This is a genomic window from Pseudomonas sp. NFACC42-2 (assembly GCF_900116055.1).
In the GTDB taxonomy this organism is placed as follows: domain Bacteria; phylum Pseudomonadota; class Gammaproteobacteria; order Pseudomonadales; family Pseudomonadaceae; genus Aquipseudomonas; species Aquipseudomonas marginalis.
In genome coordinates this window covers 1-15631 of the sequence record NZ_FOZO01000028.1, presented here as the reverse complement: position 1 = coordinate 15631, position 15631 = coordinate 1, and the positions used below count along the sequence as shown (strand labels likewise).

Genomic DNA, 15631 nt, shown 5'->3' with positions numbered 1-15631 from the left:
CTCCCACATCGGGTTACTTGATCATTGGAAGATTGAGGCCCTGCTCTTTGGCGCAGTCGATGGCGATCTGGTAACCGGCGTCTGCGTGACGCATCACACCGGTGGCCGGGTCGTTGTGCAGCACGCGGGCAATGCGCTCGGCCGCTTCGTCGGTACCGTCACAGACGATGACCATGCCGGAGTGCTGGGAGAAGCCCATGCCCACGCCGCCGCCGTGGTGCAGCGAAACCCAGGTCGCGCCGCTGGCGGTGTTGAGCAAGGCGTTGAGCAGTGGCCAATCGGACACGGCGTCGGAACCGTCCTGCATGGATTCGGTTTCGCGGTTGGGGCTGGCGACCGAGCCGGAGTCCAAGTGGTCACGGCCGATCACCACCGGCGCCGACAGCTCGCCGCTGCGCACCATCTCGTTGAACGCCAGGCCGAGCTTGGCGCGCTGGCCCAGGCCAACCCAGCAGATACGCGCCGGCAGGCCCTGGAAGCTGATGCGCTCGCGGGCCATGTCCAGCCAGTTGTGCAGGTGGGCGTCGTCGGGGATCAGCTCTTTGACTTTGGCGTCGGTCTTGTAGATGTCCTGCGGGTCGCCCGACAGCGCAGCCCAGCGGAACGGGCCGATGCCACGGCAGAACAGCGGACGGATGTACGCCGGTACGAAGCCTGGGAAGTCGAAGGCATTTTCCACGCCCTCTTCCTGGGCCATCTGGCGGATGTTGTTGCCGTAGTCGAAGGTCGGGATGCCTTGCTTCTGGAATTCCAGCATGGCTTTGACGTGCACCGCCATCGACTGCTTGGCGGCCTTGATCACGGCAGCCGGTTCGGTCTTGGCGCGGGCGCGGTATTCGTCCCAGGTCCAGCCGGCCGGCAGGTAACCGTTGAGCGGGTCGTGGGCGCTGGTCTGGTCGGTGACCATGTCCGGGCGCACGCCACGCTTGACCAGTTCCGGCAGGATTTCAGCGGCGTTACCCAGCAGCGCGATGGAGATGGCCTTGCCCTCCTTTGTGTATTTGGCGATGCGGGCCAGGGCGTCGTCGAGGTCGGTGGCCTGCTCGTCGACATAGCGGCTGTTGAGGCGGAAATCGATGCTGACCTGCTGGCATTCAATGTTCAGCGAGCACGCGCCGGCCAATGTCGCGGCCAGAGGCTGGGCACCGCCCATGCCGCCGAGACCGGCGGTGAGGACCCAACGCCCCTTCAAGTTGCTGTCGTAATGTTGGCGACCGGCTTCGACGAAGGTTTCGTAGGTGCCCTGGACGATGCCCTGGCTGCCGATGTAGATCCAGCTGCCGGCGGTCATCTGGCCGTACATGGCCAGGCCTTTGGCATCCAGTTCGTTGAAGTGCTCCCAGCTGGCCCAGTGCGGTACCAGGTTGGAGTTGGCGATCAGCACACGCGGGGCATTGCTGTGGGTCTTGAACACGCCGACCGGCTTGCCGGATTGCACCAGCAGGGTTTCGTCGTCATTCAGGTGGGTGAGGCTCTCGACGATCTGGTCGTAGCACTCCCAGTTGCGTGCTGCACGGCCAATACCGCCGTACACCACCAGTTCCTTGGGGTTCTCGGCCACTTGCGGGTCGAGGTTGTTCATCAGCATGCGCAGCGGCGCTTCAGTCAGCCAGCTTTTGGCGGTGAGCTTGTTACCGCGGGCGGCGCGGATTTCGACGTCACGGTATTTTGTAGGCTTGGTCACAACAAGAACTCCTCGGCGATCGATGCGCGAACATGGATGGTGCGAAGGAGAGTCTTACGCACACATCTTTACTTGTACATACAAGCATATGCAATCAAGCGGCCAACTTTCTGAGGGAGGTATTCGGATTTTTCTGAAAAGCGCGTACGAGCCTTGGAAATCAGGGCTTCGAGGCATGATGAAATTTCTTGCGAAGGGGTTGTATAGCGAAGGGGGTTTGTCACGACAGCGCGGTTTTGCGCCACGCTGGGGCGTTCGGTAACAAATTGGTGCGAGACCTGGAAACAGATCGCAAGAACAGTGAGAAACAAATGTGGGAGGGGGCTTGCTCCCGATTGCGGTGTGTCAGACCAGGATATACCGACTGATCCACCGCTATCGGGGGCAAGCCCCCTCCCACATTTTTTAATCGCGCTGAGTCAGTTCGATGATGCAGCTACGGCCAGTGATAGAGATGTCCAGCAAGCCAGCGTTACCGTCCACTTGCAGGCAATCGTGATGGCCCAGTACCTCGTCCAGCACCTTCACTTCATCCGCCACGCTGAACACCAGCACCGTCTGCGCCGTAGTAAAGAACCGCTGCACACCATCCACCCACTGCAACCGCGCATGGTAACGCTGGGGCGAGTAGATCAGGTTGAAGTCGCGGATAGGCCCGGTAATCAAGCGGCATGAAACCTGGCTGTCGCCTTTGAAGGCGAACGGTTGCAGCGGTAACAACCCGCGCTGCTCCTCGCCATCCACCGTCAGCACCATGCCTGCGCCTTTGATCACGGTGATCACGCGCTGGTAGCCGGCGAAGGTGGAAAACCCACCCGACTCGCCGATATCGGCAATCGACAGGCGCCAGCCGAAGCCTTCCAGGCCCTCGCCGGCATCGCGGGTGATTTCTTCGGTGCTGCCGCCACCGTTTTTCCACGGCATGCGCGCGTAATCGGCGGCGCGCCAGACTTTTACTGCACTCATTTACTGAACCGTCCTTCCAGGCTGTGGCGGGAACCGGGGTGGATCAAACGCGCGGCAGTCACCGGCTGACGGCCGGACCAGGTACGCCGGCGAATCAACAGGCACGGCTCGCTCGGCTCGATCTGCAGCAACTTGCACTCGGCAACGTCGGCGAGAATCGCTTCGACCACGTGCTCGCCTTCGGTCAACGGCGCCACCTGGTTGAGATAGGCATAGGGGGTTTGCAGGGTGAAGTCCTGTTGCAGGTATTCCGGCGCGACTAGGGCGTTGACGAAACGGTCCTCGATTTGCACGGGAATATCGTTTTCGTAATGCACGATCAGCGAGTGGAACACCCGCCCGCCTTCACGCATTTCCAGGGCGACGGCGCGTTCGGAACCGGCAGCCTCTTCGCCCAGGGTGATGACCTGGCAGGTATGCCGATGACCGCGGGAGGCGATCTCATCGGCAATGTTGTGCACTTCAAACAACGCCGACTGGCTCTTGGGCTCGGCGACGAACGTGCCGACGCCTTGCATGCGCACCAGCAAACCTTCGGCGGTGAGCTCGCGCAGGGCCCGGTTGATGGTCATGCGGCTGAAGCCCAACTGGCTGACCAGTTCGCTCTCCGACGGTACGCGGTAATGGGGCGGCCAATTGCCGTTGAGGATCTGCTGGCTGATCATCTGTTTGACGCGGGCATACAAGGGCGCCGGACTTTCGTCCATGTGGGCAGCCAGTGAAGACTTGGCGGGCGGAGTCGGCACAGGGAATCCTTGCAAGGGGAAAAGATGCATAGATTGCCGGAGTTTACCGAGCAGGCAAACGTCTGTATATGTATATACAAATAAACACACGACCGGGGTGCTCTAATCATGTCCGCTTTCTTTGCCGAACGCGCGCTGCTGCCTAGTGGATGGGCCAACGATGTACGTCTTGAAGTCAGCGCCGATGGCCTGCTGACACAGATTGAGGCCAACGCCAGCGCAGACGGTGCCGAACGGCTCAGGGGCCCGGTACTGGCGGGCATGCCGAACCTGCACTCCCACGCCTTTCAGCGCGCCATGGCGGGGTTGGCCGAAGTGGCCGGCAACCCGAATGACAGTTTCTGGACCTGGCGCGAGCTGATGTACCGCATGGTCGGCAAGATCAGCCCGGAGCAACTGCAGGTGATCGCGCGGCAGTTGTATATCGAGATGCTCAAGGCCGGCTACACCTCGGTGGCCGAATTCCACTACGTGCATCATGACGTCAGCGGCCAGCCGTACGCCGACCGCACGGAACTGTCGCGGCAGATCAGCCACGCGGCCGCCAGCAGCGGTATTGGCCTGACCTTGGTGCCGGTGCTCTATACCCACTCAGGATTTGGCGGCCAGGCGCCGAATGAAGGCCAGCGACGGTTTATCAACAGCACCGAAAACTACCTGGACCTGCAGGCGCGCCTCAAACCGATTCTGGCGGCGCAGCCGGCGCAGCAACTGGGGCTGTGCTTCCACTCCCTGCGCGCGGTTACACCACAGCAGATCAATGAAGTATTGGCCGCCAGCGACAAGACGTGCCCTGTGCATATCCATATCGCTGAACAGCAAAAGGAAGTCGACGACTGCCTGGCCTGGAGCGGCAAACGCCCGTTGCAATGGCTGTACGACAACGTCGAGGTCGATGAACGCTGGTGCCTGGTGCACGCCACCCATGCCAACCCGGAAGAAGTGACGCGCATGGCCAAGAGCCGCGCGATTGCCGGCTTGTGCCTGACCACCGAAGCCAACCTGGGCGACGGGATTTTCCCGGCCGTGAATTATCTCGCCCAGGGCGGACGCCTGGGCATCGGTTCCGACAGCCATGTGTCACTGAGCGTGGTGGAAGAACTGCGCTGGCTGGAATACGGCCAACGCCTGCGCGATCAACGGCGCAACCGCTTGTATCGCAGCGACCAGCCGATGGTCGGGCGGACGTTGTTCGATGCGGCGCTGGACGGCGGCGCACAAGCGCTGGGGCAGCCGATAGGTCGACTGGAAGTGGGCAAGCGTGCGGATTGGATCGTGCTGGACGGTAACGACCCTTACCTGGCGACAGCGACACAAGACGGCATCCTCAATCGCTGGCTGTTTGCCGGCGGTGATCGGCAGGTCCGCGATGTGCTGGTCAACGGCAAGTGGGTCGTGCGGGATGGGCGACATGCCGGCGAGGAAGAGAGTAGCCGGGCGTTTACACAAGTATTGAAAGACCTACTCGGTTAAACATGTGGAAGGGGGCTTGCCCCCTCCCACCATTGGATCTGTGGCGATCCAGAATTACTGCGAAGTCTTCGCCATCTGCTTATCCGACGTACGCCAGATCAGCCGCGTGGTGTCATACCCTTGCTGCCGCGCCCTGCTCAACAGGTCTTCGCGGGTGTCCGCGCTGACCGTCGGCGTGCGTGACAGGATCCACATATAGCGCCGGCTCGGGCTGCCGACGATGGCGGTCTTGTAGTCATCGCTGACGTACAGCACCCAGTAATCGCCCTTGGCGACGCCTGGCAGCAGTGACGTAAACCAGTTGTTGAATTCCACCCAGAGCTTGTCGGTCTTGCCAGGCACCTGCGGCGTGGCCGTGCCCTTGGCTTCTTCCCACTTCCACTCGGTGGTGAGGCAGCGGTTGAATACCGACATATCGCCATCAGGCAGCAATGTGTAGCGGGCTTCGGACTGCGCGCAGTTGCGCTGGAAGTACATCGGCAATCGAGCCAACTCATACCAGGTGCCCTGGTAACGCTTGAGGTTGACGTTGCTCGCTGTCTTGGGTTGCAGATCATCGCCAGAATGGCTGGCGCAGCCCGCCAAAAACAGGCTGGCGCAAAGGAACAAAACAAAACGCATCATTCTTCTTCTCCCGCAGGCTTTCGCCCCGGTTTACTTCAGGCCTTGCCCGGAAAACATCAGAACTTTATCACCGGCATATTGAACGCTGATAAAGCTGTTTTTATCGCCCCATGTGCAGCTGGACATGCCCAGTGCGCCGGAACAATCGGTCGGCTTGCCCAGCAGCGACTCCACCTCGGCCTTAGGCATGCCGGCCGACAACTTTGCGTAGTTTTCTTGATTGACCTTGCTGCAAGCGGCCAACAGCACGCAAAAAGCCAGCAAAGCGAGACGGCGTAACGACATGGAATAACTCCTGGAGGGACGAAGCAGCTTGGGTATCTGCCAGAAGCTTAGAAGGGAAAAGAGGTGTCTGGTTCCCGACGAACGAAAACAAAAAAGCCCCGAAAACGCTGAAACGTTTCGGGGCTTCTTTAAGGGTGAACCGGCTCACAACAACGCCGTTCACTTATCGCCGCAGCTTACTTCTTGTGGTAAGCGGTCACACGCTCAACTTCTTCCTTGGAACCCAGGAACACCGCCACACGCTGGTGCAAGCCGTCAGGCTGGATATCGAGGATGCGCTGGTGGCCGTCGGTGGACGCACCGCCCGCCTGCTCTACCAGGAAGGACATCGGGTTGGCTTCGTACATCAGGCGCAGTTTGCCCGGCTTGGACGGCTCGCGGCTGTCGCGTGGGTACATGAACAGGCCGCCACGGGTCAGGATACGGTGCACATCGGCCACCATCGCCGCGACCCAACGCATGTTGAAGTTCTTCTTCAACGGGCCTTCTTCGCCTTCCATCAACTCGTTCACATAGCGCTTGACCGGTTCTTCCCAGTGGCGCTGGTTGGACATGTTGATCGCGAATTCCTGGGTGGAAGCCGGAATGGTGATGTCTTCATGGGTGAGGACGAAGCTGCCCATTTCACGGTCCAGGGTGAAGCCTTTGACGCCATCGCCCAGGGTCAGCACCAGCATGGTCTGTGGGCCGTAGATCGCGTAGCCGGCAGCGACCTGCTCGGTGCCTGGCTGCAGGAAGGCCTTTTCGTTCAGGGCTTCGTTCTGGCTCAGGTATTCGTTCGGGCAACGCAGTACCGAGAAGATGGTGCCGACCGGGGCGTTGATGTCGATGTTGGACGAACCGTCCAGTGGGTCGAACACCAGCAGGTAGGCGCCCTTCGGGTATTTGCCCGGGATCTGGTAGGCATTGTCCATTTCTTCGGACGCCATGCCGGCCAGGTGACCGCCCCATTCGTTGGCTTCGAGCAGGATTTCGTTGGAAATCACGTCGAGCTTCTTCTGCACTTCGCCCTGCACGTTTTCAGTGCCCATGCTGCCCAGGACACCACCCAATGCGCCTTTGGACACGGCGTGGCTGATTTCCTTGCAAGCACGCGCCACCACTTCGATAAGGAAGCGCAGATCGGCAGGCGTGTTGTTGCTGCGGGTCTGCTCAATCAAATAGCGACTCAAGGTAACGCGGGACATGGAAGGCTCCGATGAAGGGGGGGGCTAAAAACCCGCGCAGTTTAACGCGAGTCGGGGGTGTATTTCCTCCTATCAGAGGATTTAAACCCAATAGAGTTCATGGACTTTATTTAACCTGCCTCCGGCGGCTTGCGCAGCAAACTGTAGGCCATGGCTCCCAGTGCCGCCACGCCGAGCAGCAATACGGCCCAGAGTCCGAGTTTTTTCCAGTTCGGCCCGCTGTCGACAGCCGCCGGGACCAGCGGCGAAGTGACCGCGACGGTCCCGGCCACCTTGGCCTGTCCCAAGGTGTTGAGGCGCTCGGCGTTGTAATCCGGGATCAGCGTCGACAACGGCAGGTTTGCCGCCTTCACCGAGGCATTCCCCAGCGCCAGCGTGAACGGCGGCTCGCCCCGCGCCAGGAACACCAACTGCGTGGCGCGCACCGCGAAGTGCAGGGCCGGCGCTTCGACGCCCAGGCCGCCGCCGCGCTCGTCGACCTGCAACTTGAGTTCGGTGACCGTCTGGCCGGGCAGCTGCAATTCGTCCTGCACCACGTCCTGGCCATTCTGGGTCAGGCGATACAGCAAACCATTGCTCAACGGCTGCCAGGCTTGATTGCTGTCACGTCGCCCCGCCAGGGTCACCGGCGCCAGCGTATTGGGCTGCTTCAACTCGATACGCAAACGTTCGACGCTCAGCCCTGCGGGTAACTTCCAGCTGTACTCACCCGCCTTGAGCCGCGTGCCCGAGAGCGGCTGCGACCAAACCAGCGGCAGCGGCAGGCTGCTGCTGGTGGCACTGGCCAACCTGGCCGAGGTCAGCAACGGCGCCGCCTGCCCCTTCCACACCAGGCGCAGGTAACGCGCGGACTGGCCCGGCAAACTGACGTCATGCTGCTCGACCCGCTCGTCGGCAAACGACAAACGCGCCACTTGCCCATCCCCCCAGGATTCCCAGTGCTGCAAGTCATCACTGGCTTCAATGCTGAAGCGCTGGAAGCCCTCCTGCTCGCGGCTCCAGTCCAGGCTCAACTGCTGCAACGGCGCCTTGATTTTACTGGCATCGAGCACCCAGCCACGCAGCACCTGCTTGCCCGGCTTCGCGGCGGTGGAGGGTTTGATTTCCACCAGGGTGCCTTCGGCCGTGGTTTTCATCACAACACCGGGCAAGGTTGCCTCGGTGTCGGCGGCGTACAGCGGGAACCACTTCACGTCGGCGACTTCACGACTTTCGGTGCGTTGCGACGCTTGACGCGCCAGCGCGTAGGCCTGGGGTTCACCGGCGGCGTTGAACACCCGCACATCGCTGAGGTCAGCCTGGCGCGCATTCAGTTGCACGGCCAAGGGCAACTCAAGGCGATACCAGGGGCCGTTGCCGCTGACGCTCAGCGGCACCTGGCTGCTGAAGTCGGCCGGCGTTTCCTGCGCCCACGCCGACAACGCCGTACACATGCCCAGCACGACCACGCTCAACTTACCGATCAAGAGGATGCTCCTTCAGTTTCCAACACAGGTTCGGCACGCTTGGGCGGCAGCGGCGCAAAGTAGCCCACCACCAGCAACAACCCGCCCACGCCGATAAACGACACGATCCGCGCCAGGCCGCCACGGTTGCTCAGCTCGACAAAGAACAGCTTGGCCACCACCACCGCGATCAGCGCCGCGCCGATCAGCCAGACTTCGCGGCGATGGCGCAGGTGGCCGCCGATCATCAGGCCGAGGGCGATCAGGGTCCAGACAATCGACAGGCCGGCTTGCACCAACATCGATTCCAGCAACCCATCCAGATGGAACGGTACGCCGCCCCAGTGATGTGCGGTGCGCATCACCAGGGCCATAAAGAACGCGAACAGCGAAATACCGGCAATGCCTTGGGCGATCAATTCAGCACGCGGCCCGCGTTGCGGCGCCACGCTGCGCGACCACAGGTACACGCCCAGCAGCGCAAACAGCAAGCCCAGGTCCAGCGGGTTGAGCAACGGCACATAGGGCAATGGCCTGGCCGTGCCGTCACTGAAGGTATTCGCCAGCCAGAACCAGCCCAGCATCAGCACCGCCAATGGGAGTGCCGCCAGCACTCGATATTCCCGTGGGTACGCCGACACCGGCCATGGCCAGTTGCGCGGTGCAGCAGCCAGCACCAGGTACAGGCTTGGCAGGATCGCCCAGCCCAGCCAGCGCCAGGCGTTGTATTCGCTCGACAGCAACAACAGGCCGTAGCGCAGCTCCAGCGCCAATACGCCGATCAGCATCCAGCCACCCAACACGTGAGCAATGCTCAGGACGGTGGCCGGCACCAGCGTCGCCAAACGCCGCAGCGCGATGAAATGCACCCCGAACACCGCCAGCCAGGCCAGCCAGCCGTAGTGCGCTGCCGGGTGGTAATAATTATGCGCAGACACCAGCAAAACCATCCCCGTCGCCGGCATCAACAGGGTGCAGAGCATGCCCAGGGACGCCCAGCGCAGGCGCGTCGCGAGCAACGCCCAGATCGCCACGCTGATCGCGGCAATACCCAGCAGGCACGCACCCCGCAGCTCATCGGGTATAAACCGCAGCACTTCAGCGATCAGCGCCAACGCCCACCACGCCGCGCCCCACACCAGCAGCAGGTCAGACAGGCGTTGCAGCTTGAGCACGGCAAACACCGGCGCATGGGGTTCACGCTGCAAGCGCCAGGCACCGATCAAGGCGGCCAGGCCCAGCACCATCGGTGTCCAGAACCCGCTATGCCCCAGGGGACGCACGCCCTCGCTGGTCAAAGGCCCGAGCAGCTCCGGCACCGCCAGCAGGAACGACGCGCCGCCAATCACTTGCAGCAGCAACCCGAACACGAAACTGACGCGCTGTTGCAGGTACAGGCTCAGCCAGATGATCAACAACCCACTGGCTGCCCACACACCACTGGCGCTTTCCCATGGCAGTACAAACAATACGGCGAGATTGATCAGCACCAACCCGGCCAGCAGCACCACGGACAGCCCACGCAACAGGCGCACATCGCTGCGCACCATATCGTCGCGGGCCGCCAGCAGCATGCCGCCGATCAACGCCAGGCCGATCAACGACGCGCTGAGCAGGCCGCTCCAGCCGGCGTTGAATACCGCTGCCGAGTCGCCGCCTTGCAAGCGCAGCAGGAACAACGCCCCGCCCAGCAGTTGCACGGCGAACGCCGTGAACAGGAACGTGCGCGAGCCAATCCGCAAGCCGATGAACAGGGTCGCCAGGCCGGCGAGCGCCCAACTGATGGCAGTGCCTTGAGTCAGCAACAACAGCGGCGCGAGCAGGTACACGAAGGTCAGGCCGAGGCTGGCCAGAACCGGCAGGCCCTTGCGCTCCCACTCTGCCGCCTGCTCCGTCGAGGCCTTGCGCAGTTGGTCAAAGCTGAACAGCAACGCCGCGCCCAGCAGCAGCGCCCCCAAGGGAGCGCCCTCCAGCAACGTGTGTTCGCCGACGCGCAATTCACTAAGAAACGCCAGCGCCGAACCCAATTGCAGCAACACGCCAAAGGCGCGCGCCAATGGCCGTTGCTGGCGCAGGCCGAGCCAGAAGATTCCGGCGCCTTCCACGGCCCACGCCGCAGCAGTCCAGCGCGCATCGAGACCCAGGGGAATCGCCAGGCTGGCAAAGATCACGCCCAAGGCCAGGCAGGTTTCCGCCAGCAGCAAAGCGCGCCCGCCACTGAGCACGCGGGCCAGGCTCATGTAGAGGATGCCCAGGCCCAGCGCACTGAACGCCGCGGCGAACTCAAGGTGCTGCACCAGCGCGAACTGCAGGCCAAACCCCACCAGCGGCGGGCCGAACAGCATGCTGCCGTCGACGTAGTCGCCTTTGGATACCGACCAGCGCAACAACGCATCACGGCATTCCGGCGCGTCGCCCATCTCCCGCAACTTGCGCCGGGCGAACAACAGGCCGATAGCCAGGTACATCAGGAAGAACAGGATCAGGAACGGCTCGGTACTCCACAGCAGTTCCGGCGTGTAGGAGCGCATGCCCCAGGCAAAGCCGATACCGAAGGTGCCGACAAAGCCGATCAGGTTGAGCAAGCGCCAGGCCTTGAACCAGGCGATGGCGAGGATACCGGCGTTGAGCAGGGCAAAATAACTGAACAGCGCGACATGATTACCGGCGCCGGTCGACGTGAGGATCGGCGCCGCGAAGCCGCCGAGCGCGGCCGCACAGGCCAGTCCCAACGCATCCTGGGTAATCGCCAGGATCGCCGAGAACACCGTGACCGCCACCAGCAGGCCCAGCGCCGCGCTCGGGTCGATCAACGGGTGCAGGCGCATCGCTGCAAACACCGTCAGGTACAGCACCGCGATCCCGGTGCCTTGCAGCATCAAGCCGTAGTTACTGTTACGCAACCGCAGCCACCAGCCCAGGCCCAACAGGCCAAGGGCCGCCGCGGCAACGCCGGCGTAACGCAGTTCGATCGGCACCACCATGCCTTCGGTGGCGTAGCGCAACAGGAAGGCCAGGCCGAGAAACAGCAGCACCACGCCGACACGCAGCACGGTGTTGCCACCAAACAGCCAATTGCGTGCGCCGCCGATGGCGCGCTCGATCAGGTTTGGGCCACGGGGAGCGGCAGGTTCTTGAGGCGGACGTGGCGTCGGGGCAGGCGTCCAGACGTCATCCGGCAATGGCTGGCTCGGTTCGGCAACCATGGCGACAGGCGCCAATTCAGCCGGCAGCTCCCACACCAGTTCAGGCGCCTTGGCGACAGGTGCCGCCTCAGGCACAGGCGGCTCGACGATGACAGTGCGTGCCGGCGTGGGTACTTCCAGTTGCCGCAGGCGCTCACCCAGGGCGATCAACGCCTTCTGCGTGGTTTCCAACTGAACAGCCTGCTGCTGCGCCTGGGTCGCCAGCTTCGACAGGCGAATCGCCTGGCCGATGCCCAACCCCAACAGCGCACCGATGCCCGCATCGTAGAACGACTCATCGAGCGTCCAGCCGAGCACCAGGCCAATCAGCATGAAAATCCATTGCATGGTCGATATTCCCTAAGCAAACCGGCGCTCAGTATATCGACGCGAACCTAATGTGGGAGGGGCTTGCCCCCGATAGGGGTGCGCCAGTCGACATATTTATCAACTGACCTTCCGCTATCGGGGGCAAGCCCCCTCCCACATTTGGATTGCGCTGTTTAGTCGAGGGCTTTCCAGATCTCGGTAGCGTACTCGCGGATCGTCCGGTCCGACGAGAACCAGCCCATCCGTGCGGTATTGAGCACCGCCGAACGCCACCACGCCTTGGAATCATGCCAATGCGCTTCGACCCGCGCCTGGGCATCCCAGTAGGAATCGAAGTCGGCGCAGACCAGGAAGCGGTCGTAGTCGATCAACCCGTCGATCAAGCCCACATAGCGGCCCGGATCGTCCGGCGAGAACACCCCGCCGCGAATCGCTTGCAGCACATCGTTCAGACGATGGGACGCCGCAATATCGGGCCCGGCGTTGAATTCCCCGGCATGTTTACGTGCCTCCACCTGTTGCGCACTGAGGCCGAAGATAAACATGTGATCGGCGCCCACGCGCTCGTGCATCTCCACGTTGGCGCCGTCCATGGTGCCGATGGTCAGCGCGCCGTTGAGGCCGAACTTCATGTTGCTGGTGCCCGACGCTTCAAAGCCGGCGGTGGAGATCTGCTCCGACAAGTCCGCCGCCGGGATGATGCTTTCCGCCAGGCTGACGTTGTAGTTGGGCAGGAACACCACCTTGAGCAGCCCGCGTACGGTCGGGTCGTTGTTGACGGTGCGCGCGATGTCGTTGGTCAGCTTGATGATCAACTTGGCCTGGTGATAGCTGGCCGCCGCCTTGCCCGCGAAGATCTTCACCCGTGGCACCCAGTCGGTGCCCGGCTCGGCGCGGATTGCCTGGTACAGCGCCACGGTGTGCAGCAGGTTGAGCAGTTGGCGTTTGTATTCGTGGATACGCTTGACCTGCACGTCGAACATCGCCGCCGGGTTCACCGAAATGCCCAGGCGCTCGTGGATGATCTCGGCCAGTGCACGCTTGCTGTGCAGGCGCTGGTCGGCGAAGGCTTTGCGGAAGGCCTGTTTCTCGGCGAAGGTTTCCAGCTCGCCCAGGCGGGTTTCCATGGTGTCGAGAATGTCCGGGCCCAAGGCGTCCACCAGCATATCGGTGAGCTTGGGGTTGGCCTGGTACAGCCAGCGACGGAAGGTAATGCCGTTGGTTTTGTTGTTGATGCGCTCCGGGTAGAGCTTGTGCAGTTCGGAGAACACCGTGCTGCGCATCAGTTGGGTGTGCAGGCCGGACACGCCGTTGACGCTGTGGGAGCCGAGGAACGCCAGGTTCCCCATGCGCACCCGGCGGCCGTTGTCTTCTTCGATCAGGGACACGGCGCGCAGCACGTCGAAGTCATGAATACCCTTGGCGCGCAGCGCATCGATGTGCTGGGCGTTGATCAGGTAGATGATCTGCATGTGCCGGGGCAGCATGCGCTCCATCAGGCCGACCGGCCAGGTTTCCAGGGCTTCGGGCAACAGGGTGTGGTTGGTGTACGACAGGGTTTCGACGGTGACATCCCACGCGGCTTCCCACGGAATGTCGTGCAAGTCGACCAACTGGCGCATCAACTCGGCCACGGCGATCGAGGGGTGGGTGTCGTTGAGCTGGATCGCCGCGTGTTCGCCCAGGCTCAGGACCGAGCCGTGCATGTTCTTGTGGCGACGCAACAGGTCTTGCAAGGAGGCGGCGACGAAGAAGTACTCCTGGCGCAGGCGCAGTTCCTGCCCCGCTTCGGTGCTGTCAGCCGGGTAAAGCACTCGGGAGATACTCTCGGCGCGGGCCACTTCGGCGACGGCGCCCAGGTGGTCACCGGCGTTGAAACGTTCCAGGTGCAGGTCTTCCACCGCCCGGGCACGCCACAGGCGCAAGGTATTCACGCTGGCGCCGCGCCAACCGACCACCGGGGTGTCGTAGGCAACGGCGCGCACGGTTTCGTTGGGCGTCCACACCTGGATCAGCTTGCCGGAGGCATCCGGCAGGGTTTCGACACTGCCGCCAAAGCCGATCGGGTAAATCACCTCGGCCCGCTCGAATTCCCACGGGTTGCCGAAATCCAGCCAGCGTTCGGTCTGTTCCTGCTGCCAGCCATCGACAATCGCCTGGCGGAACAAGCCGTGCTCATAACGAATGCCATAACCGTGGCCGGCAATACCCAAGGTCGACATGCTTTCCATAAAGCACGCGGCCAGACGGCCGAGGCCGCCGTTGCCAAGCGCCGCGTCGGGCTCCAGCAGGCGAATGCGCTCGAGGTCCACACCCAGCTCGGACAAGGCTTCGCGAGCGATCTCCAGCACGCCGAGGTTGCTCAGGCTGTCGTAGAGCAGGCGGCCGATCAGGAACTCCAGGGACAGGTAATAAACCCGTTTCTGGCCTTTGCGGTAGATACGCCGCGTATGGTCCATCCAGTGGTCGACCATCTGGTCGCGGGCGGCCAGGGCAATGGCTTCGAACCAGTCATGGTCGAAGGCATGGTCCGGGTCTTTGCCCACCGCGTAGGTGAGTTTGGTCAAGACAGCATCGCGGAATGCGGCTACCTCTGCTTCTCGTGCAAGCGGTTCCTGAGACATCGGTGTGACCTCGGGCGAGATTGAAGGAGTTGCTAGAGCCTAGTCGGTCTGACAGACGGTAGACGCTCTGGTTCGGCAGTTTTTTAACTCATTCACCTTTAATACGCTTTTGATGCAGGGGTCGTGCCCGATCAGCCCTCGTCCGCGCCTTTGAGCTGAAATCCGTAAAATATTGTTCAAAAAACCACCAATCCCGGTATGATCGCGCGCCCGGATACAGCCCCACCTTTTGGAACCCTGATGAAGCCTCAACTGATCGCCGCCGCGGAACTCGACCGTCTCGAGACTTGGCAGAAATACTCCGCCCACATGTGCGGCGGCTGCGTGTCCAGCTGCTGCACGCTGCCGGTTGAGGTGAAGATCAAGGACCTGATCCGTATTGGAATCGTCGATGAATTCGAGCGCGGCGACCCGCCGAAGAACATCGCCAAGCGGTTGCAGAAGGAAGGCATCGTCGAGCGCTACAACAACAAATCCGAGATTTTTACCCTGCAGCGCATGAGCAACAACGACTGCCTGTACCTGGATCGTAAGACGCGCTTCTGCACTATTTATGACAAGCGCCCGGATACTTGCCGCAACCACCCGAAAATCGGGCCGCGCCCGGGGTATTGCGCGTACAAGCCGAAGGAAGTGGTGCGCGAGACCAAGTTCAAGACCCTCGACAAGTTCTGATTCGGGTTTTGTGGGGCTCTCAAGGGCTCCATCGGGGGCAAGCCCCCTCCCACATTTTGATCTGTGAACACATTCAAAGGTGGGAGGGGGCTTGCCCCGGTACAAACCGGGGACATCGTTTACATTTCTAACCGGGGACATGGTTTACAGGCTAATACGCATGATCAGGAGGTAACTGATCATGCCCTGGAACCAAGAGTCCCCCATGAATCAAAGAATCAAGCTGGTAGCTGATTGGCTTTCTGGCAACTTCACCAAAAGCCAGTTGGCACGCCGCTTTGACGTTAGCCGACCTACCGTCGATAAGTGGATTGCCCGGCACGACGGCGACTTGAGGTCTTTATCCGAACTGTCCCGGCGACCTCACAACAGCCCAAATAAAACCGACGACGAGATTTTGGCCCGTG

The 15631-nt window shown here is 62.0% G+C and carries 12 protein-coding genes; 3 read left to right on the top strand and 9 right to left on the bottom strand.

What is annotated here, in order from left to right:
• Positions 1-13: 13 nt before the first annotated feature.
• The 3 genes from hutU to hutC form a co-directional block, all read right to left on the bottom strand.
• Entirely contained in the window at positions 14-1684 is a 1671-nt protein-coding gene (gene hutU / locus BM416_RS28355) for a urocanate hydratase (RefSeq protein WP_065940753.1), read from the bottom strand.
• Between the two features lie 405 nt (positions 1685-2089).
• Positions 2090-2650: a HutD/Ves family protein gene (locus BM416_RS28350; protein ID WP_092490190.1), complete on the bottom strand. Its 561-nt coding sequence runs from the start codon at positions 2648-2650 to the stop codon at positions 2090-2092.
• A complete protein-coding gene (hutC, locus tag BM416_RS28345) occupies positions 2647-3357 on the bottom strand; it encodes a histidine utilization repressor (RefSeq protein ID WP_223841674.1) in 711 nt (236 codons plus the stop codon). Before hutC ends, BM416_RS28350 begins: the two co-directional genes overlap by 4 nt.
• Before the next feature lie 147 nt (positions 3358-3504).
• Here hutC and BM416_RS28340 point away from each other — a divergent pair, with 147 nt between their 5' ends.
• Positions 3505-4869, top strand: a complete 1365-nt coding sequence (locus BM416_RS28340; protein WP_092490189.1) for a formimidoylglutamate deiminase — start codon at positions 3505-3507, stop codon at positions 4867-4869.
• A 54-nt stretch (positions 4870-4923) separates the two neighbouring features.
• Here the strand turns inward: BM416_RS28340 and BM416_RS28335 are convergent, their stop codons facing one another.
• From BM416_RS28335 to BM416_RS28310, 6 genes are all read right to left on the bottom strand, one after another.
• Complete coding sequence (locus BM416_RS28335; protein WP_027605060.1) at positions 4924-5493, bottom strand: lipocalin family protein; 570 nt, start codon at positions 5491-5493, stop codon at positions 4924-4926.
• A gap of 30 nt (positions 5494-5523) precedes the next feature.
• Positions 5524-5778, bottom strand: a complete 255-nt coding sequence (locus BM416_RS28330; RefSeq protein ID WP_027605061.1) for a hypothetical protein — start codon at positions 5776-5778, stop codon at positions 5524-5526.
• Positions 5779-5954: 176 nt separating this feature from the next.
• The gene (locus BM416_RS28325; protein WP_027605062.1) at positions 5955-6965 is read right to left on the bottom strand and encodes a class 1 fructose-bisphosphatase; all 1011 of its coding nucleotides are present in this window, start codon (positions 6963-6965) and stop codon (positions 5955-5957) included.
• Positions 6966-7075: 110 nt separating this feature from the next.
• Complete coding sequence (locus BM416_RS28320; RefSeq protein WP_092490218.1) at positions 7076-8428, bottom strand: DUF3999 domain-containing protein; 1353 nt, start codon at positions 8426-8428, stop codon at positions 7076-7078.
• The gene (locus BM416_RS28315; protein ID WP_092490188.1) at positions 8428-11943 is read right to left on the bottom strand and encodes a DUF2339 domain-containing protein; all 3516 of its coding nucleotides are present in this window, start codon (positions 11941-11943) and stop codon (positions 8428-8430) included. The genes BM416_RS28320 and BM416_RS28315 overlap by 1 nt, the downstream gene beginning before the upstream one ends.
• A 155-nt stretch (positions 11944-12098) precedes the next feature.
• Complete coding sequence (locus BM416_RS28310) at positions 12099-14549, bottom strand: glycogen/starch/alpha-glucan phosphorylase (protein WP_092490187.1); 2451 nt, start codon at positions 14547-14549, stop codon at positions 12099-12101.
• Positions 14550-14789: 240 nt separating this feature from the next.
• Here BM416_RS28310 and BM416_RS28305 point away from each other — a divergent pair, with 240 nt between their 5' ends.
• Both BM416_RS28305 and BM416_RS28300 read left to right on the top strand, forming a co-directional pair.
• Entirely contained in the window at positions 14790-15224 is a 435-nt protein-coding gene (locus BM416_RS28305) for a YkgJ family cysteine cluster protein (RefSeq protein WP_024072902.1), read from the top strand.
• A gap of 181 nt (positions 15225-15405) precedes the next feature.
• On the top strand, positions 15406-15631 hold a 226-nt coding region (locus tag BM416_RS28300), incomplete at its 3' end, for a helix-turn-helix domain-containing protein (RefSeq protein ID WP_139237787.1).

Coding starts and splice junctions, on each gene's coding strand:
- BM416_RS28350 (WP_092490190.1), bottom strand. CDS start 2,650: ATGAGTGCAGTAAAAGTCTGGCGCGCCGCCGATTACGCGCGCATGCCG.
- hutC (WP_223841674.1), bottom strand. CDS start 3,357: ATGGACGAAAGTCCGGCGCCCTTGTATGCCCGCGTCAAACAGATGATC.
- BM416_RS28340 (WP_092490189.1), top strand. CDS start 3,505: ATGTCCGCTTTCTTTGCCGAACGCGCGCTGCTGCCTAGTGGATGGGCC.
- BM416_RS28335 (WP_027605060.1), bottom strand. CDS start 5,493: ATGATGCGTTTTGTTTTGTTCCTTTGCGCCAGCCTGTTTTTGGCGGGC.
- BM416_RS28330 (WP_027605061.1), bottom strand. CDS start 5,778: ATGTCGTTACGCCGTCTCGCTTTGCTGGCTTTTTGCGTGCTGTTGGCC.
- BM416_RS28325 (WP_027605062.1), bottom strand. CDS start 6,965: ATGTCCCGCGTTACCTTGAGTCGCTATTTGATTGAGCAGACCCGCAGC.
- BM416_RS28315 (WP_092490188.1), bottom strand. CDS start 11,943: ATGCAATGGATTTTCATGCTGATTGGCCTGGTGCTCGGCTGGACGCTC.
- BM416_RS28310 (WP_092490187.1), bottom strand. CDS start 14,549: ATGTCTCAGGAACCGCTTGCACGAGAAGCAGAGGTAGCCGCATTCCGC.
- BM416_RS28305 (WP_024072902.1), top strand. CDS start 14,790: ATGAAGCCTCAACTGATCGCCGCCGCGGAACTCGACCGTCTCGAGACT.